Here is a 23406-nt window from a genome sequence, read left to right on the forward strand (position 1 = left end):
GACGAGTACGCCGACGAAGGCCCCTACGGCGACCACACCGGCTATTACAACACGGTGGAACAGTTCCCGGTGTTCAAGGTCAGCGCCATCACCATGCGCAAGGACCCGATCTACCTGACCACCTTCACCGGCCGGCCGCCGGACGAGCCCAGCGTGCTGGGCGAGGCCCTGAACGAGGTGTTCATTCCCCTGCTGCGCCAGCAGTTCCCGGAGATTGTCGACTTCTGGCTGCCGCCGGAGGGCTGTTCCTACCGCATCGCCGTGGTCTCCATGAAGAAGGCCTATCCCGGCCACGCCAAGCGCGTGATGATGGGCGTCTGGAGCTATCTGCGGCAGTTCATGTACACCAAGTGGGTGATCGTCGTGGACGACGACATCAACGCCCGCGACTGGAAAGACGTCATGTGGGCGCTCTCCACCCGCATGGACCCGGCCCGCGACATCACCCTCGTGGAAGGCACCCCCATCGACTATCTCGACTTCGCCTCGCCTGAGAGCGGGCTCGGCTCGAAGGTCGGTCTGGACGCCACCAACAAATGGCCGCCCGAGACCAAGCGGGAGTGGGGCGAAAAACTCGGCATGGATCAAGCGACCGTGGCGGCGGTGACCGCGAAATGGGCGCGGCTCGGCCTGCCGGAATAGTCGCGAGCGCCAGATGCTCCCCCTCTGGGGGAGCTGTCAGCGAAGCTGACTGAGGGGGACTTTAACCCTTGCTTGTGGACTTCAACCCCCTCCGTCACGTCGCCAAAGAGAGCGACGCGCCACCTCCCCCTCTACGCGCTACGCGCTGGGGGAGGATCCAAGCCCCTCTTGCCCTTCGCGACGTTCCGCGTCCAACTGCGCGCCATCGCGTGGGGCGACAAAGGAACATCTCACATGGACGCCGTCTCTTCGGGCCATGCGGCAGCGCTATGGACCGGGTTGCATCTCCTCCTCCTGCTGGTGCTGTCGCTGCTGGTCGTGCGCCAGCGCCAGCGTCACAAGGTCCTGCTGGGCGACGAGGGCGTGCCGGAGCTCGCCCAGGCGATCCGCGCCTTCGGCAACGCCACGGAATATATCCCGCCCGCCTTGATCGGGATCGCCGTCCTGGCCATCGTCGACGCCGCACCCCTGGCCATCCATGTGACCGGCTTCGTGCTGTTCGTCGGCCGGGCGCTGCACGCCTTTGGCCTGTCGCGCAGCGGCGGCGGCTCCTTCGCCCGCACCGTCGGCATGACCATGACCTGGCTGGCCTATGTGTTCGCCAGCGTAGCCTTGCTCTTCAACGCCGTCGTGTAGAGTTCGCTTCAGCTTGCCCAAGGGGCCGCATCCCGCCATATGGCCCGGATGGATGAGAGCCTGCTAGCCGATGTCGTGGCCGCCGCGCGCAAAGCCGGGGCCGATGCCGCCGAAGCCGTGGGCGCCGAGCGCCGAGCGCTGGGCATCAATGTGCGCCTGGGCGCGCTGGAAGAGGTGGAGCGCGAGGAGTCGCGCGACCTCGGCCTGCGGGTCTTCGTCGGCCAAAGGCAGGCCAGCGTCTCGGGCTCCGACATCTCCAAAGAAGCCCGCGCCAAGCTCGTGGAACGCGCCGTGGCCATGGCCAGGCTCGCCCCGGAAGATCCCTATGCGGGCCTCGCCATGCGCGAACGGCTGGCCAAGGCCCCCTTCCCCGAGCTCGACCTGCACGACGCCGAGGAGCCCTCCCCGGAATCCCTTGAAGAGATCGCCCGCACGGCCGAGGAGGCCGCCCGCGCCAACCCCGGGGTGACCAATTCCGAGGGCGGTTCGGCCTCGGCCTCCGCCAGCCAGTGGCGGCTTGTCACGTCCGACGGCTTCTCCGGCCTCTACGCGGCCTCGACCTTCTCTATCGGCGCCTCGGTGGTGGCCGGCGAGGGCGAGACCATGGAGAGCGGCTATGACGGTCGCTCCACCCGCTGGCGCGCCGACCTGCCGGCGCCCGGCGTGATCGGGACCGAAGCCGCCCGGCGCGCGGTCGCCCGCCTGGGCGCGCGCAAGATCGATTCGACCACCGCCCCGGTGATTTTCGAGAACCGCCTGGCCACCTCGCTGATCGGCCCGCTGATCGGGGCGATCTCGGGACCCTCCATCGCCCGCGGCACCTCGTTCCTGAAGGACAAGCTCAACCAGCCGGTCTTCGCCAAGGGCGTGAACATCGTCGACGACCCCCATGTCCGCCGCGGCCTGGGCTCGTCGCCCTTCGATGACGAGGGCGTTGCCAACCAGGCCCACAGCTTGATCGACGACGGGGTGCTGACCACCTGGCTGATGAACTCGTCGTCAGCGCGCCAGCTCGGCCTGGTCACCACCGGCCACGCCTCGCGCGGCCTGGCGGGACCGCCGGGCGTCTCCACCTCGAACCTGACCCTGCGCCCCGGCACGACCGACATGGCCGGGCTGATGGCCGACGCCAAGGCGGGGCTGGTCATCACCTCGATGTTCGGGCCTTCCCTGAACGGCAACACCGGCGACTGGTCGGTGGGCTGCGCGGGCTTCTGGTTCGAGAATGGGGAACTGGCCTATCCGGTCACCGAGATCACCGTGGCCGGCAACCTGATCGACATCTATGCGCGCCTGGTCCCCGGCTCCGACCTGGAGATCCGCGGTTCGGCCAACTCGCCCTCGATCCTGGTCGACGGCCTGGCGATCGCCGGCCGCTGATGCCGCACGCCGCCGCCGACCTGGCGCTGATCACCGAGGCGGCCCACGAGGCCGGCGCCCTGGCGCTGAAGATGCGGGCCGAGGGGCTGACGATCGAATACAAGGCCGGCGACTCCCCGGTCACCAACGCCGACCTGGCCTGCGACGCCCTGCTGAAGCAACGCCTTTCGGCCGCCCGGCCGGACTATGGCTGGCTGTCGGAGGAGACCGCCGACGACCCGCGCCGGCTGTCCAAGCGCCGGCTGTTCGTGGTCGACCCCATCGACGGCACCCGCGCCTTCCTCAAGGACCGCCCGTGGTGGGCGGTGTCGATCGCCGTGGTCGAGGACAAGCTGCCCCTGGCCGGCGTCGTGTTCGCCCCCGAGCTGGACGAGACCTACACCGCCATGGCCGGGCGCGGGGCCCGTCTCGACGGATTTGAGATCCACGCCTCGAGCTGCGATGTGGTGGAAGGTTGCGGCATGGTCGGCGACGCGCGGATGTTCGCCCACCCCGCCTGGCCCGCTCCCTGGCCCGACATGCGGATCGAGGCGCGCAACTCCACCGCCTACCGGCTGTGCGTCATCGCCTCGGGCGCCTTCGACGCCACCATCGCCATGGTTCCGAAGTTCGACTGGGACCTGGCGGCCGCCGATCTGATCGCGCGGGAGGCCGGCGCCTTCGTCGGCGACCATCACGGCCGCCCGTTCAGCTACAACGGCCCGAATCCGGCGCAACCGAGCCTCGTCTGCGCGGCGCCGCGTCTCGCCCCATTGATCCTGGAGCGCGTCTCGCATATCGCCCTCCCCAATTGAATCGTTTTGGGAAATGACCCGGCCATGCCTGACAGACAGCTCCTGCATCTCGTCATCGGCGGCGAACTCGAAGAGGTCGAAGGCGTAAAGTTCCGCGACCTCTCCAAGATCGATCTGGTGGGCGCCTACGCCAGCCACGCCGAGGCGCTCGCCGCCTGGCGCGCCAAGGCGCAGTCCACCGTGGACAACGCCCTGATGCGCTACTTCATCATCCATGCCCACAAGCTGCTCGATCCGCACGACGACGAGCCGCACGATCACTAGGCGCCGGGCGCGACCTGCGCGGCGAGGTGGACGGTGCAGCGTCCGCGCGTACTAGGGCGCTGCTCCTCCATGCCAGTTTTCCCAAGCTGCACTTTAGAAGAATCTTAGAATTCCGACGGGAGGCGACAGATAATTCTGACGTCACTCTAGATGCGTCAGAGTATCGCACCGCGCCCACGAATCCGTTAAGGGTTCCGGAGTGACACAGCCATAAGGTGATCGAACATACAGGAGCTCGTTTAGGGGGAGTCCGATGTTCAGAGTCCAATGGCGTTCGATGGGCGCTTCCCGATGGAATATCGGGCCCATAACCATAAGTTTGCCGGCTGCCACCGGTCTGGCGAGCGTGACGGGTCGACAGTCCGGTACGGCTGACGTCCATGTCGTGGAGGACGTGGGGACGCCCGTCGCACACAAGCCCTCGATTGACCATCGCGTTTGAATTGACTTCGGGCACCTGAGGTTCGACCGACGAAGACTGGAACCCGTCGCGCCGACATTGGGGTGAGGGGCCGCGGACCTACTCCCGCTTCAGCAAGCCCTCGGTCAGCAGGCGGCCCCACATCTGGCTGCGGAAGTCTGCCTTGATGGCGGCCTCGTCGTAGGCGTCGCTCCCGACCCAGTCGAGGAAGCTCTGGCCCTTGGGCTCACCCTCGGCCAGGTAGCGTTCGAAGGTGTAGTCCAGCACCCCGGTCTTGCCCTGTTTCACATGCAGGTACTTGAGCGAGAGCTGTTCCAGGGCCTCCCGGATTGGGACCCCCTGGCGGAAGTGCCTGTAGAACACGCTCATGATGCCGGCCCGGTCCGCGCCGGACTTGCAGTGCATCAGGGCCGGATACTCGATGCTCTCGAACAGCGCCTTGGCGCCCAGGACCCGGGCCCGGCTGGGGACTTCGCGCGAGGTGACGGTGAAGTCGACCATCGTCAGCCCCAGGCGCGCGCAGGCGTCCTTCTCCAGCGCATGGAAGCTGGCGTCGAACCCCCCGCGCAGGTTGATGATGGTCTTGATCCCACGCCGCTTCCACTCGGCCAGTTGGTGGGGCCAGGGCTGGTTGGTGCGCACCAGTTCGTCGCTGATCCAGTGGGCGTTCTGGAAGCCCAGCCGCAGATAGGCGTGATCCTTCCAGAGATAATCCAGATAGGTCGAGGTGCGCCCGGCGGGCGTGGTGAGGTCGAAATCGGCCAAGTTAGGTTCCTGCGTCACGCGCCCTAACTAGGGGTTTCGGGCGCCGAGCGGAAGCGCCGCGCGCTACGCGAAGGCGGTCGGCCGGGCGGGCGCGGCCGGTGGCGCGGGCTTGCGCAGCAAGCGGGTCACGCGGTCGAGGAAGTCGGCGCCGCTGAACGGTTTGGTCAGGCAGTCGCGCGCGCCGCGGTTGACGGCGCGCTGGATGTCTTCCGCGCCCAGCTTGCGGCCCATGACCAGGATCGGGAACGGAGGCTTGCAGCCCGGCGGCGTCAGGGCGGTGAGCACTTCGAACCCGTCCATCTCGGGGATGGCGAGCTCCATGACCAGAGCCGCGGGGCGCGTGTTGCGCATGATGTCCAGCGCCGCGCGGCCGGTGCGGGCCGTGGTGGTGTCGTAGCCGGCGACCTCGAGGCGGATCTGCAGCATCTCCAGGACGGCGCGATCATGGTCGACGACCATGAGCTTCAGGCCGCGGGTGTCGAACTGCATTGTCGAAAGCCCCTTCCTGAACGGGTGGCTCGGGCGCTCAAAACCCTAGAAGAGGTCGAGATCGCCCGCGTCCTCACCCTGGTTGACGCCCATCTCTTCGCCGCCGAACGCCGTGGACATGCGATCGGCCAGGACGCCCAGGGTGATGTCGTCGATGGCCGCCTGGACCGGGACCATCACCTCTTCGCAGACGTTCTCGCTGACCTTGCGGGCGAAAGCCGACAGGCCGGTCAGGTGCTGGCTGAGCAGGTCGACGGCCTGCATGCCCTCGATGAGGCGGGTGCGCTCCGACTCCGGCGTGGTCTTCATCAGTTCGCCGATCAGCTTGTCGAGGAAGATGCAGCGCGCGCCGGCCAGCTCGATCTCCCAGGCCAGGGCGTCGAACGTGGTCGCGGCGCTGGCTTCCAGTCCGCCCTCCGCCTGCCGCTGCGCCTGCATGCCGCTCTCCCCGCCTGAACCCGCAAGCTGCACGAGCGGCCTTAACGCCCAATAAACTCTGTCGAACACCGTTCAGTCCAGACGTCGCAGGTCCAGCGGGGCCCTCGGCTCCCTTGACTTCGGGGCCCCGACAGCCGACCCCAAGGGCGATGAGCGAGCCCGCCGCCGAGCTGCCCACCCGCGCCGTGATCGGCCGGATCGCGCGCGTCTATATGACGCCGCGCTGGAAGGGCTGGACCCTGGCCCTGGTCGCCGCCGTGGCCACGGCCTATCTCAGCGCCACCCTCATCCAGATGATGGAGCCGGCGATCAATGATCTGCTGGTGAACCACAAGCCCGGCGCCCTGGTGGCGATCCCGCTGACCATCGCGGCCCTCGCCATCGGCCGGGCCCTGGCCCAGGTGATCCAGGCCAGCGAGGTCAACCGCATCGGCAACGAGGTGGTGGGCCAGGTCCAGGTCCAGCTGTTCGGCAAGCTGGTGCGCGCCGACTTGGCGCGCCTGCGCAGCGAGCATTCCGGCTCGTTCGTCTCCTCGGTGCTCTATGATGCCGGCCTGATCCGCGAAGCCGCCACCTCGGGCGTGATCAACTACACCCAGCACCTGCTGACCCTGGTCGGCGCCTTCATCGTGATGAGCAGCAACGACCCGGCGCTGTCGGTGGCGCTGATCGTCGCGGCTCCCCTGGCCGGCGCCATCATGCGCCGGTTCTCCCGCCGGACGGTCAAGGCGACCAAGGGCGCCATGGTCGAGACCTCGGCCCTCTCCACCGCGATCATGGAGAGCCTGGACGGCGTCCGGGTGGTGAAGATCGAGAACCGCGAGGACTACGAGGAAGGCCGCGTGGCCGAGGTGGTCAAGCGCCGCCAGAAGCACCTGGTGAAGGGCGCTAACGCCCGCGCCCGCGCCGCGCCGGCCACCGAACTGCTGATGACCCTTATCACCGCGGCGGTCATCGCCTATGCCGGCTGGCGCTCGCAGACCGGGGCGATGAACGTCGGCGCCTTCGTCGCCTTCATCATGGCGCTGGGCCTGGCCAGCCAGTCCCTGCGTCAGCTCGCCAACCTGCAGACGGTGATGGCCGAGGGCCTAGCCGCCGCCCGCCGGCTGTTCTCCGCCCTCGACGTGCAGCCCGAGGTGCGCGAGCAGGCCGGCGCCAAGCCGCTGCCCCGCGGCGCGGCGACCATCGGCTTTTCCGCCGTGGGCTTCAGCTATGCGCTCGACGGGCCGCCGGCCCTGCAGGGCGTGAGCTTCGAGGTGCATCGGGGTGAGACCGTGGCCCTGGTCGGCCCCTCCGGTGGCGGCAAGAGCACCATCCTCAACCTGATCCCGCGTTTCTATGACGCCTCGGCCGGCGTGGTGAGCATCGACGGGATCGACGTGCGCGACGTGACGCTGGCTTCCCTGCGCGACCAGATCGCGCTGGTGACCCAGGAGCCGTTCCTGTTCGACGACACGGTCCGGGCCAACATCGCCTATGGGCGGCCCAGCGCCACGGTCGAGGAGATCGAGGCCGCGGCGTCGGCCGCCGCCGCCCATGAGTTCATCGGCGCCCTGTCCGACGGCTACGACACTCTGGTGGGCGAGGCCGGCGCCCGGCTCTCCGGCGGCCAGCGTCAGCGCATCGCCATCGCCCGCGCCTTCCTGAAGGACGCCCCGATCCTGCTGCTGGACGAGGCCACCAGCGCGCTGGACACCGAGAGCGAGGCCCAGGTGCAGGTCGCCCTGGCCCGCCTTATGGCGGGCCGCACCACGATCCTGATCGCCCACCGCCTGTCGACCGTTCGCGGCGCCGACCGCATCTATGTGATCGACAAGGGCAAGGTGGTGGAGACCGGCGACCATGAGAGCCTGGTCAAGGACCGCGGCCTCTACGCCCGTCTCGCCCAGAGCCAGGACCTTGAGGCGGAGAGCACGGCGTGAAGAAGCTGCTGCGCCACCCGGCGACCCAGGTGGCGCTGGGCTGGGTCCTGCACGCCTACATGGTCCTGGTCCGCCGCACGGTGCGCTGGCGCCACGAGAACATCGAATGCGTCGACGGGGTGCTCGCCTCCGACCAGGGCGCGCTGGCCCTGTGCTGGCACGGCCGGATCCCCGTGGCCCTGGCCGTGGCCAAGGTCTGGTGGCGCAAGCCGCGGGCCTGTCTGGTCTCGCCCTCCGGCGACGGCGAGTTCTTCGCCCAGGCCATGGCCCACGCCAGGTTCCCTTCGATCCGCGCCTCCTCCGCCAAGAAGGGTGACAGCGTCAAGGCCCGCGCCCTCGTCGCGGCCTTCCGCGAGGCGGTGAAGTTCGTCACCGGCGGCGGGGTGCTGATCGTCACCCCCGACGGCCCGCGCGGCCCGAGCGAGGTCATGGCGCCGGGCGCGGCCCAGATCGCCCGGCGCACGGGCGCGCCGGTGTTCATGATGGGGATCGCCGTCTCGCCGGCCAGCCGCGCCGGAAGCTGGGACCGGGCGATGATCGGACGGCCCTTCGGCAAGGGCGCGGTAGTCTGGGACGGTCCGTTCCACGCCCCGGCCGACGCCGACGACGCCACCATGGAAGCTCTGATCGCCGACTGGTCGGCGCGGCTCTCGGCGCTCACCCGCCGCGCGGAGGTGCTGGCCGGCTACGTTGATCCGCTAGCCGCGCGGTGACACATAGGGACATGGGCCAGGACCATCACCACGGTCACGATAACAGCCACCATGACCACGATCATGGGGGCCACGGTCATGCCCATGGTCCTGGCGGCCACAGCCACGCGCCCAAGGACTTCGGTCGGGCCTTCGCCATTGGCGTGGGGCTGAACTTCGCCTTCGTCCTGGTCGAGGTCGGAGCCGGCCTGTGGTCGGGCTCCCTGGCCCTGCTGGCCGACGCGGGCCACAACCTCTCCGACGTGCTCGGCCTGCTGCTGGCCTGGGGCGCGACGGTGCTGGCCAGGAGCGCGCCCACCTCGCGCCGCACCTACGGCCTGCGCAAGGTCACCATCCTGGCCTCGCTGGCCAACGCCGTGCTGCTGCTGGTCGCCGTCGGCGTCATCGCCTCTGAGGCCGTGCGCCGCTTCGCCGATCCCGCCGAGGTCGCCACCGGTCCGGTGATGATCGTCGCCGCCATAGGCGTGGCCATCAACACCGCCACCGCCCTGATGTTCATGAAGGGCCATGACGACCTGAACGTCCGCGGCGCCTTCCTGCACATGGCCGCCGACGCCGGGGTGTCCCTGGCCGTGGTGGTGGGGGCGGCCCTGATCGCGGTGACCGGCCTGCTGTGGATCGATCCGGCGCTCAGCCTGCTGATCGCCGCGGTCATCGTGCTGGGCACCTGGGGCCTGCTGCGCGACTCCGTGGACCTCGCCCTGGACGCCGCGCCCAAGGGCGTGGACGTCGAGGCGGTGCGGACCTGGCTGAGCGGGCGTCCCGGCGTCACCGAGGTCCACGACCTGCACATCTGGGCCATGAGCACCACCGAGACCGCCCTGACCGCTCACGTCATGCGGCCCGTCAACGACGACGGCGACGGCTTCCTGCACGAGACCTGCGAGGCCCTGGCCAAAAAGTTCGGCATCGGCCACGCCACCTTGCAGGTGGAGGTCGGCTGCGCCGAGCCCTGCCGGCTCGCTCCCGCGCACGCGGTCTAGAACCGCCTTGCGCCCCTTCTCCCTCGCGCTCTACGGCGCGGTCACCCAGGCCCTGAGCCCGCTCGCCGGCCTGGTGCTGCGACGGCGCGCGGCTAAGGGCAAGGAGGACCTGGTCCGCCTGCCCGAGCGGCTAGGCTATGCGGGCCTGGCGCGGCCGCAGGGCCCGCTGGTCTGGCTGCACGCGGTCAGCGTCGGCGAAAGCGTCTCGCTGCTGCCGCTCGTGGGGGCGCTCAACCGGCGAAGGCCCGACCTGACCCTGCTCGTCACCTCGGGCACCATCACCGCAGCGGCCCTGCTGGCCGAACGGCTGCCGCCGGGCGTGCTCCATCAGTACGCCCCCATCGACACCCCCAGCGCCGTGGGCCGTTTCCTGCGCCACTGGCGGCCCGGCCTGGTGGTCACCGTGGAGAGCGAGCTGTGGCCCAACCTGATCCTGGGGGCCAAGGACGCGGGCGCGAGCCTCGCCCTGATCTCGGCCCGCATGACCCAGACCAGCGCCGACGGCTGGGCGCGCTTTCCGGGCGCCGCTAGAATGCTGCTCTCCGCCTTCGACCTGATCCTGCCGCAGGAGCCGGAGACCGCGCGGCGCCTAGCCGGGCTGGGCGCGCGCCTGGGGCCGCGGCTCAACCTGAAGCAGGTCGGCGAGCCCCTGCCCTTCGACGCCGCCCAGTTCGCTCCGCTGCGCGCGGAGATCGGCGATCGCCAGGTGATCCTGGCCGCCAGCACCCATCCCGGCGAGGACGAGATCATCGCCGAGGCGGTGTCCCGGGCGGCGACCGGCGCCCTGCTGATCGTCGTGCCGCGCCACGTGGCGCGTGGCCCCGCCGTGGCCGAAGTCCTGCGCGCGGCCGGCTTCGCGGTCAGCCGGCGCGGCGCGGGCGAACCGATCGCCGGCGACGCCTATGTGGCTGACACCATGTTCGAGATGGGCCTGTTCTTTCGCCTGGCCGACGTGGTGGTCATGGGCGGCAGCTTCGTTCCCGGGATCGGGGGTCACAATCCGCTTGAGCCGGCGCGGCTGAAGCGGCCCATCGTCACCGGCCCGCACGCCTTCAACGCCGCCGCCATCTACGCCGAAATGTTCGACGAGGTCGCCGCCATCGAGGCGCCCGACGGCGAAGCCCTGGCCCGCCATCTGCGCGGCCTGCTAAGCGAACCGCTGATCGCGCCCCGCATAGCCCAGGCGGCCCTGGCCTACGCCAATCGCCAGCAGGGCGCGCTGGATGAGGCGCTGGCCCTGCTCGAACCCCTGGCGCCGGCATGAAGCTCGCCACGCCGCGTTGGTGGTATGTGCGCGACGGCGCCCCGGCCCCGGTCAGCCGCCTGCTGCTGAAGCCGCTCTCCTGGATCTGGACCTATGTGACGGCCCGGCGGATCGCCACCACCACCCCCGTCGATCCCGGCGTGCCCGTGATCTGCGTCGGCAACCTGACCCTGGGCGGGGCCGGCAAGACGCCGGTCGTGCGCGCCTTGCTGGAACGCCTACCCGGCGCCCACGCCCTGTCGCGCGGCCATGGCGGAACGCTCATCGGACCGGTCCAGGTCGACCCGAGTGTCCACACCGCCCGCGAGGTCGGGGACGAACCGCTGATGCTGGCGGCCGACGCCCCGGTCTGGATTTCCCGCGACCGCATCCCGGGGGCCCAGGCCGCGGCGGCGGCCGGCGCGCGAGTGGTGGTGATGGACGACGGCCACCAGAACCCCAGCCTGGCCAAGGCCCTGTCCATCGTCGTGGTCGACGGCGAGACCCGCGACAACGCCTGGCCCTTGGGCGACGGCGCGGTGTTCCCATCCGGCCCCCTGCGCGAGCCCCTGACCAGCGGTCTGGCCCGCGCCGACGCCGTGGTCCTGATGCTGCCCTCCGACCTGGCCGAGCCGGAGCCGGCGCTGCTCGCCGTGTTCAAGGGCAAGCCCGTGCTGATCGCGCGCCTGGAGCCCGCCGCCCCGCCGCCGCCTGGCCCGCAGCTCGGCTTCGCCGGCATCGGCATGCCCTGGAAGGTGGAGACCGCTTTGAAGGCCGCCGGCTGCGAGCTGGCCGACTTCGTGCCTTTCCCCGACCACTTCGCCTATGACGCCTCCAGCCTGAAGCAGCTGGCCGACCGCGCCGCCGTGTTCGGCGCGGGTCTTGTCACCACGGAGAAGGACTGGGTGCGGCTGCCACCGGCCTGGCGCGCGCAGGTGGTCGCTTGGCCGGTGCGGGCGGTGTTCCAGGACGAAGCAGCGCTGAGCGAGTTGCTGGCGCGGTTCTAGAACGGCGGCTGTTCTGGCGTGGGCGGTTCCGGCGGCGTCGGCTGCGCCGGCGCCTCGAGGGTCTCCGGCGCGACGCCGGGCTCGCCTTCCGCGCCCGGGACCTCCAGGCCCGGCAAGGCCTCCAGATCGACCGGGGCCTGGACCGCGACCGGCGGTCCGCCCACGACCTTGCCAGCCACGCGCACGGCCTTGAGCCGCATGGCCTCGCCCATGTACTCGCGCCAGACCTGGGCGGGCAGCCCGCCGCCGGCCACGCCCTTCATCGGGCTGTTGTCGTCATTGCCGAACCAGACCGCCACCACCAGGTCGCCGACGAAGCCGATGAACAGGGCGTCGCGATAGTCCTGGGTCGTGCCGGTCTTGCCGTGGGCGTACTGGTTGATATTGGCGGTGTTGCCAGTGCCGAACACCACGCTGTTGCGCAGCAGGTCGAGCAGCTGGTCGCGCTCGGTCTTGGGCAGCGGCCTGGGCGCACGTTCGGCGACCTGGACCACGCCATAGGGGGTGACCGGCATGGACCCGTTGGCCACCGCCGCGTAGCCGGCGGTCAGCTCCATCAGGCTCATGGGCGCGGTCCCCAGGGCCAGAGTCAGGTCGTCGGGGAACTTGGCGGTAACGCCCATGTCGCGGGCGGCCTGGATGATGGCGCCGCGCCCAACCTGCTGGGCCAGGCGCACGGCCGCGACGTTCGAGGACGAGGCGAAGGCGTTGCGCAGGCGCACGTCATGGCCGGCGTAGCGGCCCTCGTGGTTCTCCGGCTTCCAGTCGCCGATCTCCACAGGCGCGTCGAGGATCATGCTTTCGGGGGTGAGGCCGTCGCGCAAGGCGGCCTGGTAGACGAACAGCTTGAAGGCCGAGCCCGGTTGCCGCATCGCGTCGACGGCGCGGTTGAACTGGCTCTCGGCGTAGTCGCGGCCGCCGACCATGGCGACCACCCGGCCGTCCGGCCGCATGGCGATGATCGCGCCCTGGGTGACATTGGCCCAGCCCATGCGGGCGATCGCCCGGCGCAGGGTCTTCTCGGCCCGGTCCTGCAGGACGGAGTCGAGCGTGGTCTGCACCCGCACCTCTCCGAAGGCCCGCTCGTTGGCGCGCCGCGCCTGGGGGGTGACCCAGTCGGCGAAGTACGACCCGACGGGCAGCTTCACCCGGCCCTCGCGGACCCGGACATTACGCGCGCCGCGCGCCTGGGCGGCCGTGATCTCGCCCACCTCGATCATGGAGGCCAGCACGATCCGCGCGCGAGCCCGGGCGGCAGGCAGGTCTTCGGTCGGCGCGAGCTTGGACGGCGCCTTGACCATGCCCGCCAGCATGGCCGACTCGCCAAGGCTCAGGGTCTCGGGCGTCTTGTCGAAATAGTGCCGGGCCGCAGCGCGCAGGCCATAGACCCCGTCGCCGAAATAGACCGCCGAGAGGTAACGCGACAGAATCTCGTCCTTGGAGAGCCGCGCCTCCAGATAAAGCGCGATCAGCGCCTCCTGCGCCTTGCGTCGGAAGCTGCGCTGGTTGGTCAGGAAGGCGTTCTTGGCGAGCTGCTGGGTGATGGTCGAGGCGCCCTGGCGCACGCCGCCGGCCTCGGAGTTGCGCTGGACCGCGCGGGCGATGGCGCGGGGATCGATGCCGATGTGCTTGTAGAACCGCCGGTCCTCGATGGCGACGAAGGCCGCGCCGACATGATGCGGCAGCTTGCTCACGTCCACCGGCGCCTCCTTGTAGGAGCCGCGCCGGGCGAAGTCCTTGCCGTCGGCGGTGACCAGGATGAGCGTCGGGCTCTTCAGCGGCTCCAGCGCCCGGCCCAACGGCAGGGACCAGACCAGGAAGATCACGAAGGCCAGGACCGCGAGGAACGCCCCGGCGGCCATCTGCCAGGGGCGACGGCGCCAGATCGGCGGTCGAACCGGCGCCGTCGCGACGGGCGCCTCGGCCTCAGGCGCGCGCGCGGACTCCAGGGAACCGGTCGGATCGCTCATGCGCGGGAAAGCTCGTACGAAACGCGGGGGTCAGGCGCGCTTCATGAACGGTTCCCGCGCTCGCCTCAAGCCCCTGCTTTCTGGGCGTATTTCCAGGCCGACTCCGCCAGCAGCGGCACGCGCGCGGCCATGGCGGTCGCCTGCGGGCTGTTGGCCGTGCCGTCGCGCACTCGGCCGACGATGCCCTGGCAGATCCCGGCCAGGCGGAACATGTTGTAGGCGAAGAACCAGTCGAGGTCGTGCAGGCCCGTCCGGTTGGTGGCCTCGCAATAGGCGGCCACCGCTTCGTCGATGGTGGGGATGCCGTGGGCCTTGAGGTCCGGCAGGGTGGCGATCGTGCCGTTGACCCAGTTCATCAGCAGATAGGTGAAGTCCGCCAAGGGCTCGCCCAGGGTGCCCAGCTCCCAGTCGAGCACCGCGATGACGCGGGCCTCGGTGGGGTGGATGACCATGTTGTCGAGGCGGTAGTCGCCATGGACGATACTGGTCCGCTCCTGGGCGGGCAGCGATTTGGGCAGCCATTCGATGAGCTTTTCCATCTCCTCGAGATGGACGGTCTCCGAGGCCTTGTACTGCTTGGTCCAGCGGTCGACCTGCCGGCCCATATAGTTGCCGGGCTTGCCGTAGTCGCCAAGGCCGATGGCCTCGTAGTCGGTGTTGTGCAGGTCGGCCAGGGTCTTGATCTTGGCCATGAAGATCGCGTGCCGCTCGGCCGGCTCGTACTGCGGGAGCTGCTGGTCCCAGAGGATGCGGCCCTCGACCATGTCCATGACGTAGAACCAGGTGCCGACCACACTGTCGTCGGTGCAGAGGCCGTAGGAGCGGGCCACCGGGAAGCCGGTGGGATAGAGCGCGGTGATCACCTTGTACTCGCGGTCGACCGCGTGAGCCGAGGGCAGCAGCTTGCCCGGCGGCTTGCGGCGCATGACGTATTTCTTGGCGGGGGTGACCAGCTGGTAGGTCGGGTTGGACTGGCCGCCCTTGAACTGGCGGACCTCCAGGGGACCCTGGAAGCCTTCGACATTGGCCTCCATCCAGGCCAGCAGCGAGGCTTCGTCGAACTTGTGGCTCTCGGCCACCGGCTTGGTGCCGCTGTTGAGCGCCTCGCGTTCCTGTTCCGCGGTGTCGGTCATGGCGCTCCCCAAGGGTTCGTACGTTTGTTTGAACCACCTTATCGACCCGCCTGGGTGCGGGGCAAGGCGCCTGGTCAACTACAGACCGGATCTTCGAAAGACAGAGCCGGGCGAGACCAGGCTCCGTCTGGGGTCTCTATCGCGCGCCGAGCGCCCGCCAGCCTATGTCGGTGCGATGGAAGCCGCCCGGCCAGTCGATCCGCGCGATGGCGGCGTAGGCCCGGTCGCGGGCCTCCTGCAGGGTCGCGCCGCGGGCGCAGACATTGAGCACCCGTCCGCCGGCGGCGCGCAGGGTCCCGTCGGGATCGCGCGAGGTGCCGGCGTGGAAGACGACCACCTGGTCGCCGAAGTCCTGCTCGGCGCCGCGGATGATCGAGCCGCCGACCGGGCTCTCCGGATAACCGTCGGCGGCCAGGACCACGCAGATCGCCGCCTCGTCGCGCCACCGGGGCGTCGGGAGGGCGGCCAAGGTCCCGTTGGCGCAGGCCAGCAGGTAGGGAACAAGGTCGCTTTCCAGCCGCAGCATCAGCACCTGGCACTCCGGATCGCCGAACCGGACATTGAACTCCACCAGCTTGGGGCCGTCGGCCGTGGCCATCAGCTCCACGAACAGCACGCCCTTGTAGGGCGCGCCCTCCGCGGCGATCCCGGCGAAGGCCCGCTCGGCCAGCCGGGTGCGGGTCTGTTCGATCAGCTGGGGCGTGAAGACCGGGGCCGGCGAGTAGGTACCCATGCCGCCGGTGTTGGGACCGGTCTCGCCGTCATAGGCGCGCTTATGGTCCTGGGCCTCGCCGAACACGATGGAGTCCCTGCCGTCGCAGAGGGCGAACAGCGAGCCGATCTCGCCCTGCAGGAACTCCTCGATCACCACCCGCGCGCCGGCCGCGCCGAACCGCCCACCCAGGGCGTCGTCGATGGCGGCGTGGGCGGTCGCCAGGTCCTCGGCGATGACCACCCCCTTGCCGGCCGCCAGGCCGTCGGCCTTGATCACGTAGGGGGGCGTGAAGTCGGCCAGGGCGGCCTTGGCCTGGTCGGCGGTGTCACAGACCCGGTAGGCCGAGGTGGGCAGGCCGTGACGGTCGGTGAAGGCCTTGGTGAAGGCCTTGGAACTCTCGAGCTGGCCCGCCTGGGCGACGGGGCCGAAACAAGCGATGGCGGCCTGGTTCAGCGCGTCGGCGAGGCCCACCTCCACGGCGACCTCGGGCCCGATCACCACCAGGTCGGCGGCGATCTCTTGCGCCAGCGCCACCAGGGCCGCGACGTCGGTCGGCTTGATCGCGCGCAGCTCGCCCAGGTTCGCCATGCCCGGATTGCCCGGCGCCATGACCAGGCGCTTGACGAGCGGCGAGGCAGCGATCTTCCAGGCCAGAGCGTGTTCGCGCCCGCCCGAGCCGACGAGGAGGATGTTCATGGGGCCGCTTTGGCGCGCGGCCGGGCCGCGGTCAAGCCTGGGGCTGGTTATGGGCGCCGAGCCACCGCTGGACAGCGCGGGCGGCGCGGGCGGAGGCGGTGTCGGCCGGCCGGGTCGGCGGGGCGGTGATCTCCAGGACCACCCCGTCCGGGTCCTCGAAATAGATCGACTGCTGGGCGCCGTGGTCCTCTTCCCAGAAGCGCACGCCGGCCGTGCGCAGCTTCTTGCGCCAGCCGGCCAGGTCGGCGATCGAGCCCTCGGCCATGGCGTAGTGGCGCACGTCCTTGGGCAGGTCTTTGTACTTGGGGCGCGGCGCGTCCTTCAGCTCGACCAGCACGATCTCGCCGCCGTCCGGCAGGGCGAAAATCATCATCAGCCAGGGATAGGAGCCCCAGTCGTCGCCCTCGTGGGCGTCGACCAGCGGCAGCTCCAGGACATCGCGGTAGAAGGCCAGGCTCTCGCCCGCGTCGCGGACGGGAAACACCACGTGGTCCAGCTTCAGCATCCGGCCCTCCCTGGGAGTCACACGGACGATAGCATTGTTCTACCGGAGTTCGAGACTCCCAACGACACGTGGCCTTAGGCGTCCATGTCCAGGGAGTAGCCCGCCGAGCGGACGGTGCGGATCGGATCGGCCGCTTCCTCGCGGTTGAGCGCCTTGCGCAGACGCCCGACATGGACATCCACCGTACGGGCCTCGACATAGACGTCCGAGCCCCAGACCGCGTCCAGCAGCTGCTCGCGGGAGAACACCCGGCCCGGGTGCTGCATCAGGTAGTCCAGCAGACGGAACTCGGTGGGGCCGAGGTGGATCTCCTTGCCCGCCCGCTTCACCCGGTGGGCGACCCGGTCGATGACCAAGTCACCGATATGGACCCGGTCCTCGGCCAGGCCCGGCCGGATACGGCGCAGCACCGCGCGGATGCGGGCCGACAGCTCACTCATGGCGAAGGGTTTGACGATGTAGTCGTCGGCGCCGGTGTCGAGGCCGCGGATGCGGTCGCTCTCCTCGCCGCGCGCCGTCAGCATAATAATCGGCACGTTGCGGCTCTCGGACCGCTGGCGCAGGCGGCGGCAGACCTCGATGCCGGAGATCTTGGGCAGCATCCAGTCCAGCACGATGATGTCGGGCAGGCGCTCGGAGACCAGGGTCAGGGCTTCCTCGCCGTCACCGGCGACGGCGACCTCGTAGCCTTCCTTGTCGAGATTGTACTGCAGCAGCGTCGAGAGCGCGTCTTCGTCCTCGACGACCAGGATGTGAGGCGTCAAATCAACAGCTCCTAGACGCGCAACGCGTCGGTCTTCGGCCGGTCGGCGGAGATCATCTCCTCGCCGGTGATCTCGTAGTGGATGATCTCGGCGATGTTGGTGGCGTGGTCGCCGATCCGCTCCAGGTTCTTGGCGACGAACAGCAGGTGGGCGCAGGCCGTGATCGTGCGCGGATCGGCCATCATGTAGGTCAACAGCTCGCGGAACAGGCTGTTGTAGTGCTCGTCCACCTCGTCGTCGCGGCTCCAGACGGCCAGGGCACGGTCGAGATCGGAGCCCGTATAGGCGTCCAGCACGTCCTTCAGCCGGCCCAGGACCAAGCGGCCCATGCGCTCGATAGAGCGGGTCAGCGGGGTGATCGGCTCGGCTTCGGTGAGCACCAGGGTGCGCTTGGCGATGTTCTTGGCCAGGTCGCCGCAGCGTTCCAGGTTCGAGGCGATCTTCATCGCCGCCACGGTCTTGCGCAGGTCGTTCGCCATGGGCTGGCGCAGCGCGATCAGCCGGATGGCCTTGCGCTCGATGTCGGCCTCCAGCACGTCCAACCGCTCGTCGCGGCCGACCACCAGCTCGGCGGTGGCTTGGTCGCGCTTGACCACTGCGTCAATGGCGTCGCTGACCTGGGCCTCGCACAGCCCGCCCATGCGCGCGCAGTCGGCGGTGAGGGTGTTCAGCTCGTCTTCGTAGGATTTGACGATGTGCTCGTTCATGACGCCCTCTAGCCGAACCGGCCGGTGATGTAGTCCTGGGTGCGGCTGTCGCGCGGGTTGGTGAAGATCTCGCCCGTCGGGCCCGCCTCCACCAGCTTGCCCAGATGGAAGAACGCTGTCTTCTGCGAGACTCGCGCGGCCTGGGCCATGGAGTGGGTGACGATGACGATGCAGTACTGGTTGCGCAGCTCGTCGATCAGTTCCTCGATCCGCGCGGTGGCGATCGGGTCCAGGGCCGAGCAGGGCTCGTCCATCAGGATCACCTCGGGGGAGACGGCGATGGCGCGGGCGATGACCAGGCGCTGCTGCTGACCGCCCGACAGACCCGTGCCCGGCTGGTGCAGTCGGTCGGCGACCTCGGCCCAGAGGCCGGCCCGCTTCAGGGAGCCCTCGACAATGGCTTCCAGCTCGGCCTTGCCGCTGGCCGTCCCGTGGATGCGCGGGCCGTAGGCGACGTTCTCGAAGATGGTCTTGGGGAACGGGTTGGGCTTCTGGAACACCATGCCCACCCGGGCGCGCAGCACCACCGGGTCGATGGACTTGTCGTTGATGTCCTCGCCGTCCAGCTCGATGCGGCCCTTCACCTTGCAGCCCGGGATGGTGTCGTTCATCCGGTTGATCGAGCGCAGGAAGGTGGACTTGCCGCAGCCCGACGGGCCGATCAGCGCGGTGACCGCCTTTTCCGGCACGTCCAGGCCGACGTCGAACAGGGCCTGTTTCTCACCGTAGAAGACGTTGACGTCGCGGGCGCGGATCTTGACCCCGCCCACCGGGGCGGCGGCGTGGGCGCGGTCGACCGCGATGTGCACGGGCGCCTCGGCATGGGCGGCTGCGTCGTCGCGCTGACTGGGCATTTGGGACCTCGAATGGGGCTTCATGACGCTACCACCGCCGCTCGAAGCGACGCCTCACAAGGATTGCGGCGAGGTTCATGACGATCATGAACACGAGAAGGACGATGATGGCCGCGGCGGTGCGTTCGTGGAAACCACGCTCTGAGGCGGTCTCCCAGATGAACACCTGGACCGGCAGGACGGTGGCCGAGCCGGTGAAGCCCTCCGGCACGCCGGGCACGAAGGACACCATGCCGATCATCAGCAGCGGCGCGGTCTCGCCCAGCGCGTGGGCGAGCGACAGGATGGCGCCGGTCATGACGCCGGGCATGGCCAGCGGCAGGACGTGGTGGAAGACCGTCTGGGTGCGCGAGGCGCCGACGCCCAGGGCGGCTTCGCGGATCGAGGGCGGCACGGCCTTGAGCGCCGAGCGGGTGGCGATGATCACGGTCGGCAGGGCCATCAAGGCCAGGACCAGCCCGCCGACCAGGGGGGAGGAGCGCGGCACGGCCAGCCAGTTGATGAACACCGCCAGGCCCAGCAGGCCGTAGACGATGGAGGGCACGGCGGCGAGGTTGTTGATGTTCACCTCGATCAGGTCGGTCCAGCGGTTCTTCGGCGCGAACTCTTCCAGATAGGTCGCCGCCAGCACCCCGATGGGCACGGCCAGGAAGGCGGTGACGAACAGCATCATCAGCGAGCCGACGATCGCGCCCAGCACCCCGGCCTGCTCCGCCTCGGTGGAGTCCGAGCGGGTGAGGAAGCCGGAGTTGAAGCCCGACTTGATCGCGCCCGCCGCCTTGAGCTTGTCCAGCCAGTCGAGCTGCTGGTCGTCCAGCTTGCGGCTGTCCTGCGGCGTGGAGCGCTTGATCTCGCCCTTGTAGTAGAGGCTGGCGTCCGACTTCACGGGACCGGTGACCGAGACCCGTTTGCCGATCAGCGAGGGGTCGCCGCGCACCTGCGTCAGGAGCTGGAAGCCCAGGTCGTTGGACATGATCTCGAGGATCTTGCCGGATTTCTCCCCGAACTCGTCGTCGGTCTCGCCCAGGGTGGTCAGCAGGGACTCGGCGACCATCTGATCGTAATTGGCCCCGCCGAGGTCGCCCCGATCGATCTTGGCCGGGTCCAGATAGACCGAAACGCTGATCTGGTTGTCGATGAAGGTCGTGTAGCCCTGGTGGATGATCCGCCCCAGGAGCACGGCCAGGAACGACAGGGCGACGATAATGGCGATGCGGCCATAGAGGCGAAACCGCATCTCCTGGGCGTGGCGCTTGACGAGGCGGGCTTCGACGATCCGGCGCAGGTTCGTCGCCGCGGCGGTCGGGAGGGTCGCGTCAGTCATATTGTTCCCGATATTTCTGCACGATGCGCAGGGCCACGATGTTGAGCATCAGGGTCACCACGAACAGCGTCAGGCCCAGGCCGAAGGCCGCCAAGGTCTTGGGGCTGTCGAACTCCTGGTCGCCGGTCAGCAGGGTCACGATCTGCACCGTCACCGTCGTCACCGTGTCCAGGGGATTGAGCGTGGTGTTGGCCTGAAGGCCCGCGGCCATGGTCACGATCATGGTCTCGCCCACGGCCCGCGAGACCGCAAGCAGCAGGGCGGCCATGATCCCCGGCAGGGCGGCGGGCAGCACCACCTTCTTGACCGTCTCCGAGCGCGTGGCGCCCATGGCCAGGCTGCCGTCGCGCAGGGACTGCGGCACCGCGTTGATGATGTCGTCGGAGAGCGAGGAGACGAAGGGGATCAGCATGATGCCCATCACCGCCCCGGCGACGAGCGCCATCTGGTTCTGGACCTGCATGAGATAGAGGCCCAGATCGTTCAGCGGGCCGTCGACCAGCATGGCGCCGATCCAGTTGAAGAAGCCGCGGAACAGCGGCCCCACCGTCAGGGCGGCGAAGAAGCCGTAGACCACGGTCGGGACGCCCGCGAGAATCTCCAGCATCGGCTTGACCACCGAGCGGGTCCAGGGACTGGCGTATTCCGAGAGATAGATCGCCGAATAGAGGCCGATCGGCGCGGCCACGACCATGGCGATCAGCATGATCAGGAAGGTGCCGACGAACAGCGGCACCGCCCCGAACGCCCCGGAGGTCGCGTACTGGTCCGTGCGCATGGCGATCTGCGGATCCCACTCCAGGCCGAACAGGAACTGGAGCGGCGGCACCGCCTGGAAGAAGCGCCAGCTCTCCCAGACCAGGGAGGCCACGATGCCGACCGTGGTCAGGACCGCCGTGACCGAGGAGACGATGAACAGGGCCGCGACCCAGCCCTCCACCCGGTTGCGGGCGCGGAAGTCGGGAGCGATCTTGGGATAAGCGAGAACAAGGCCCGCCAGCGCCAGGACCGCCGCCAGGGACAAGGCCCCGTAGTCGATAAGCTGTTTGAGCTGCGTGGACCGGGCGGCCTTGGCGTCCAGCGCCGTCTTCAGGTCGCCGGCATAGGCGGTTTCGCTGGGGTTGCCGCCGCGGGCCATCGCCCGGGCGTCGTCATAGAACACGTCCTGCTGCGGCGCAGTCAGGGCCTGGACGGAGGCGGGGGCGTCGAGGCGCAGCAGTCCTTCCTCAAGACGGCCGCCGAACATGGCGATCAACAGCACCAGGAGGACCGCCGGCACCCCCGCCCAGAGGGCGGCGTAGGCGCCGTAGTAACCGGGCAGCGAGTGCAGGCCGGCGGTCTTGCCGCCGACCGTGGCCACGGCCCGTCGCCGCGCGGCCATATAGGCCGCCGTTGAAAACAAGATCAGCGCCGCAAGGGCGATCCAGGTGAGCATTGGAATTTCGTGATCCAGCCACAGCTTCTTGCGGGAGCTATCCCTAGTCCCCGCGGCCGGAACCTGCCTGCGGATTGCTGTTCCTGTACGACGGTTTCACGACAGTTTTGTAACGGCGGCCTCGGCTGAGGTCGGCGGCTCCGACGGCGCTCCGCGCAGCATGGGGAAATAGGCGGTGAAGGTGGCCCCCTTCCCCAGCACGCTTTCCACGGTCAGGCCGCCGCGGTGGCGGTTCATGATGTGCTTGACGATGGCCAGGCCGAGCCCCGTCCCGTGCCGCTCGCCGCTCTTCTGGCCCTCGACCCGGTAGAACCGCTCGGTGAGCCGCGGCAGGGTCTCGCGCGCCAGCCCGACGCCGGAATCAGTCACCCGCAGGGACGCGTAGAGATCGGGTCCGTGATCGGGGGTCAGCAACGACAACCGAGCGGCGTGAGGATCGCGGGGCGCGGCGGCGGCGTCGTGCGTCAGGGCCGCGCGCAGGCCGACCTGCACCGTCGCGCCCTTGGGCGTGTACTTGATCGCGTTGTCGATCAGGTTCTGGATCACCTGGATGATCTGGTCGCGGTCGCCTGCCACCAAGGCCTGTCCCCGGCAAGGCAGGTCAGTGGCCAGCTTCACGTCACGTTCGCGAAGCAACGGCGCCACCCCGTCGACGACATCCATCACCGCGGCGGCCAGGTCGGTCTCACCCTCTGGCGCGATGTGTTCGTTCAACTCGATGCGGCTCAGCGACAGCAGGTCGTCGATCAGGCGCGCCATGCGATCGGCCTGGGCCTGCATGATGGCCAGGAACTTGTCGCGCGCGCCCTCGTCGGTCCGGGCGTGGCCGCGCAGGGTCTCGATGAAGCCCGAGAGCGAGGCCAGCGGGGTGCGCAGTTCGTGGCTGGCGTTGGCCAGGAAATCGGCTCGGGTTCGTTCCGAACGGCGGATGTCGGTCTCGTCGCGCAACACCAGCAGGGCCAGGCGCGCGCCATCGGGCGCCACGCCCAGCGGCTTGGCGATGGCGCGCAGGACTCTCTCCTGTGCGCCGCGCATCTCATATACAGCCTCGGAATCGAGGCCTCCGAACAACGCCTCGTCGACCGCCTCCAGGACCTCGGGATCGCGGATCGCCGTGACCAGCAGCCCTGCGTCATATTGTATCCTGAAAGTCTCCCGGGCCGCGGCGTTAACCAAGACGAAACGTCGACCCGTGAGGTCATCGGGCTCATGGGCGGCGATCACCAGCACCGGGTCCGGCAGGGCGTTGATAAGGCTCGCATAGGGCGGCGCGTCTTCGTGCGCCGGCCGCATGGCCGCCGTCGCGGCCGAGGCGCTCTCGTGGGCGTTGACCTGCTCGGCCACATGCCAGGTGAGCAGGCCGGTCACGCCCGCGGCCAACAAGACCATCCATGAGGCAAGCCGCGCATCCGCGCCGGAAGCGATCGCCAGGCCCACGATGCCAAGGATTCCAGCCGCGCCGGCGCTCAGCACCGGCCACAGCGGCGAGAGCCTGGCCGGCCAACCCGGCGTCGAAGACGGCGACAACAGCGCCAAGCGAATCTCCCGATGGGCAAACATCGACCTGGCCCGAAGCTTATGTCACCGCGATGACACCAACCCAAGG

General features: G+C 69.3%; 23 protein-coding genes. 10 read left to right on the top strand and 13 right to left on the bottom strand.

Going from position 1 to position 23406, the window contains the following annotated elements; translation table 11 throughout:
• The 5 genes from Q8Q77_RS20270 to Q8Q77_RS20290 form a co-directional block, all read left to right on the top strand.
• The coding region (locus tag Q8Q77_RS20270; RefSeq protein WP_305585870.1) for a UbiD family decarboxylase at window positions 1–642 on the top strand (642 nt) is incomplete at its 5' end.
• Between the two features lie 234 nt (window positions 643–876).
• Entirely contained in the window at window positions 877–1278 is a 402-nt protein-coding gene (locus Q8Q77_RS20275) for an MAPEG family protein (RefSeq protein WP_305585871.1), read from the top strand.
• A gap of 48 nt (window positions 1279–1326) precedes the next feature.
• On the top strand, window positions 1327–2658 hold the full coding sequence (locus Q8Q77_RS20280; RefSeq protein ID WP_305585997.1) for a TldD/PmbA family protein: 1332 nt from the start codon (window positions 1327–1329) through the stop codon (window positions 2656–2658).
• Window positions 2658–3452, top strand: a complete 795-nt coding sequence (locus Q8Q77_RS20285) for a 3'(2'),5'-bisphosphate nucleotidase CysQ (protein WP_305585873.1) — start codon at window positions 2658–2660, stop codon at window positions 3450–3452. Before Q8Q77_RS20280 ends, Q8Q77_RS20285 begins: the two co-directional genes overlap by 1 nt.
• A 24-nt stretch (window positions 3453–3476) precedes the next feature.
• The gene (locus Q8Q77_RS20290; RefSeq protein WP_305585874.1) at window positions 3477–3716 is read left to right on the top strand and encodes a DUF4170 domain-containing protein; all 240 of its coding nucleotides are present in this window, start codon (window positions 3477–3479) and stop codon (window positions 3714–3716) included.
• A 520-nt stretch (window positions 3717–4236) separates the two neighbouring features.
• Here the strand turns inward: Q8Q77_RS20290 and Q8Q77_RS20295 are convergent.
• From Q8Q77_RS20295 to Q8Q77_RS20305, 3 genes are all read right to left on the bottom strand, one after another.
• Window positions 4237–4902: a beta-lactamase hydrolase domain-containing protein gene (locus tag Q8Q77_RS20295; RefSeq protein WP_305585876.1), complete on the bottom strand. Its 666-nt coding sequence runs from the start codon at window positions 4900–4902 to the stop codon at window positions 4237–4239.
• 63 nt (window positions 4903–4965) lie between these two features.
• On the bottom strand, window positions 4966–5391 hold the full coding sequence (locus Q8Q77_RS20300) for a response regulator (RefSeq protein ID WP_305585878.1): 426 nt from the start codon (window positions 5389–5391) through the stop codon (window positions 4966–4968).
• A gap of 45 nt (window positions 5392–5436) precedes the next feature.
• The gene (locus Q8Q77_RS20305; RefSeq protein WP_305585880.1) at window positions 5437–5829 is read right to left on the bottom strand and encodes a hypothetical protein; all 393 of its coding nucleotides are present in this window, start codon (window positions 5827–5829) and stop codon (window positions 5437–5439) included.
• 149 nt (window positions 5830–5978) lie between these two features.
• On the opposite strand from Q8Q77_RS20305, the gene Q8Q77_RS20310 reads away from it, so the two are divergent.
• The 5 genes from Q8Q77_RS20310 to lpxK are packed head-to-tail and all read left to right on the top strand — an operon-like array spanning window position 5979 to window position 11697.
• On the top strand, window positions 5979–7751 hold the full coding sequence (locus Q8Q77_RS20310; RefSeq protein WP_305585881.1) for an ABC transporter ATP-binding protein: 1773 nt from the start codon (window positions 5979–5981) through the stop codon (window positions 7749–7751).
• Complete coding sequence (locus tag Q8Q77_RS20315; RefSeq protein WP_305585883.1) at window positions 7748–8464, top strand: lysophospholipid acyltransferase family protein; 717 nt, start codon at window positions 7748–7750, stop codon at window positions 8462–8464. The genes Q8Q77_RS20310 and Q8Q77_RS20315 overlap by 4 nt, the downstream gene beginning before the upstream one ends.
• Before the next feature lie 11 nt (window positions 8465–8475).
• Window positions 8476–9447 (top strand): cation diffusion facilitator family transporter, encoded by a 972-nt coding sequence (locus Q8Q77_RS20320; RefSeq protein ID WP_305585884.1) that lies wholly within the window; start codon window positions 8476–8478, stop codon window positions 9445–9447.
• Window positions 9448–9454: 7 nt separating this feature from the next.
• The gene (locus Q8Q77_RS20325; protein ID WP_305585886.1) at window positions 9455–10711 is read left to right on the top strand and encodes a 3-deoxy-D-manno-octulosonic acid transferase; all 1257 of its coding nucleotides are present in this window, start codon (window positions 9455–9457) and stop codon (window positions 10709–10711) included.
• Window positions 10708–11697: a tetraacyldisaccharide 4'-kinase gene (lpxK, locus tag Q8Q77_RS20330; protein ID WP_305585888.1), complete on the top strand. Its 990-nt coding sequence runs from the start codon at window positions 10708–10710 to the stop codon at window positions 11695–11697. Before Q8Q77_RS20325 ends, lpxK begins: the two co-directional genes overlap by 4 nt.
• Here the strand turns inward: lpxK and Q8Q77_RS20335 are convergent.
• The 10 genes from Q8Q77_RS20335 to Q8Q77_RS20380 form a co-directional block, all read right to left on the bottom strand.
• Window positions 11694–13667: a transglycosylase domain-containing protein gene (locus Q8Q77_RS20335; RefSeq protein ID WP_305585890.1), complete on the bottom strand. Its 1974-nt coding sequence runs from the start codon at window positions 13665–13667 to the stop codon at window positions 11694–11696. The two genes, lpxK and Q8Q77_RS20335, sit on opposite strands and share 4 nt — an antisense overlap.
• A 65-nt stretch (window positions 13668–13732) precedes the next feature.
• Window positions 13733–14800, bottom strand: a complete 1068-nt coding sequence (locus Q8Q77_RS20340; RefSeq protein WP_305585892.1) for a phosphotransferase — start codon at window positions 14798–14800, stop codon at window positions 13733–13735.
• Between the two features lie 136 nt (window positions 14801–14936).
• A complete protein-coding gene (gene purD, locus Q8Q77_RS20345) occupies window positions 14937–16211 on the bottom strand; it encodes a phosphoribosylamine--glycine ligase (RefSeq protein WP_305585894.1) in 1275 nt (424 codons plus the stop codon).
• Window positions 16212–16242: 31 nt separating this feature from the next.
• Window positions 16243–16716, bottom strand: a complete 474-nt coding sequence (locus Q8Q77_RS20350) for a VOC family protein (RefSeq protein WP_305585896.1) — start codon at window positions 16714–16716, stop codon at window positions 16243–16245.
• A gap of 74 nt (window positions 16717–16790) precedes the next feature.
• Entirely contained in the window at window positions 16791–17480 is a 690-nt protein-coding gene (phoB, locus tag Q8Q77_RS20355; protein ID WP_305585898.1) for a phosphate regulon transcriptional regulator PhoB, read from the bottom strand.
• An 11-nt stretch (window positions 17481–17491) separates the two neighbouring features.
• On the bottom strand, window positions 17492–18187 hold the full coding sequence (gene phoU, locus Q8Q77_RS20360; protein WP_305585900.1) for a phosphate signaling complex protein PhoU: 696 nt from the start codon (window positions 18185–18187) through the stop codon (window positions 17492–17494).
• Between the two features lie 8 nt (window positions 18188–18195).
• Window positions 18196–19041, bottom strand: a complete 846-nt coding sequence (pstB, locus tag Q8Q77_RS20365) for a phosphate ABC transporter ATP-binding protein PstB (RefSeq protein WP_305585902.1) — start codon at window positions 19039–19041, stop codon at window positions 18196–18198.
• A 28-nt stretch (window positions 19042–19069) separates the two neighbouring features.
• The gene (gene pstA, locus Q8Q77_RS20370; RefSeq protein ID WP_305585904.1) at window positions 19070–20365 is read right to left on the bottom strand and encodes a phosphate ABC transporter permease PstA; all 1296 of its coding nucleotides are present in this window, start codon (window positions 20363–20365) and stop codon (window positions 19070–19072) included.
• Complete coding sequence (pstC, locus tag Q8Q77_RS20375; RefSeq protein WP_305585906.1) at window positions 20358–21800, bottom strand: phosphate ABC transporter permease subunit PstC; 1443 nt, start codon at window positions 21798–21800, stop codon at window positions 20358–20360. The genes pstA and pstC overlap by 8 nt, the downstream gene beginning before the upstream one ends.
• A 96-nt stretch (window positions 21801–21896) precedes the next feature.
• Window positions 21897–23327 carry an ATP-binding protein gene (locus Q8Q77_RS20380; protein WP_371130492.1) on the bottom strand — a complete coding sequence of 477 codons (1431 nt, stop codon included), beginning with the start codon at window positions 23325–23327 and terminating at the stop codon, window positions 21897–21899.
• Between the last annotated feature and the right edge of the window lie 79 nt (window positions 23328–23406).

It is taken from the genome of Phenylobacterium sp. (assembly GCF_030698145.1).
In the GTDB taxonomy this organism is placed as follows: domain Bacteria; phylum Pseudomonadota; class Alphaproteobacteria; order Caulobacterales; family Caulobacteraceae; genus Phenylobacterium.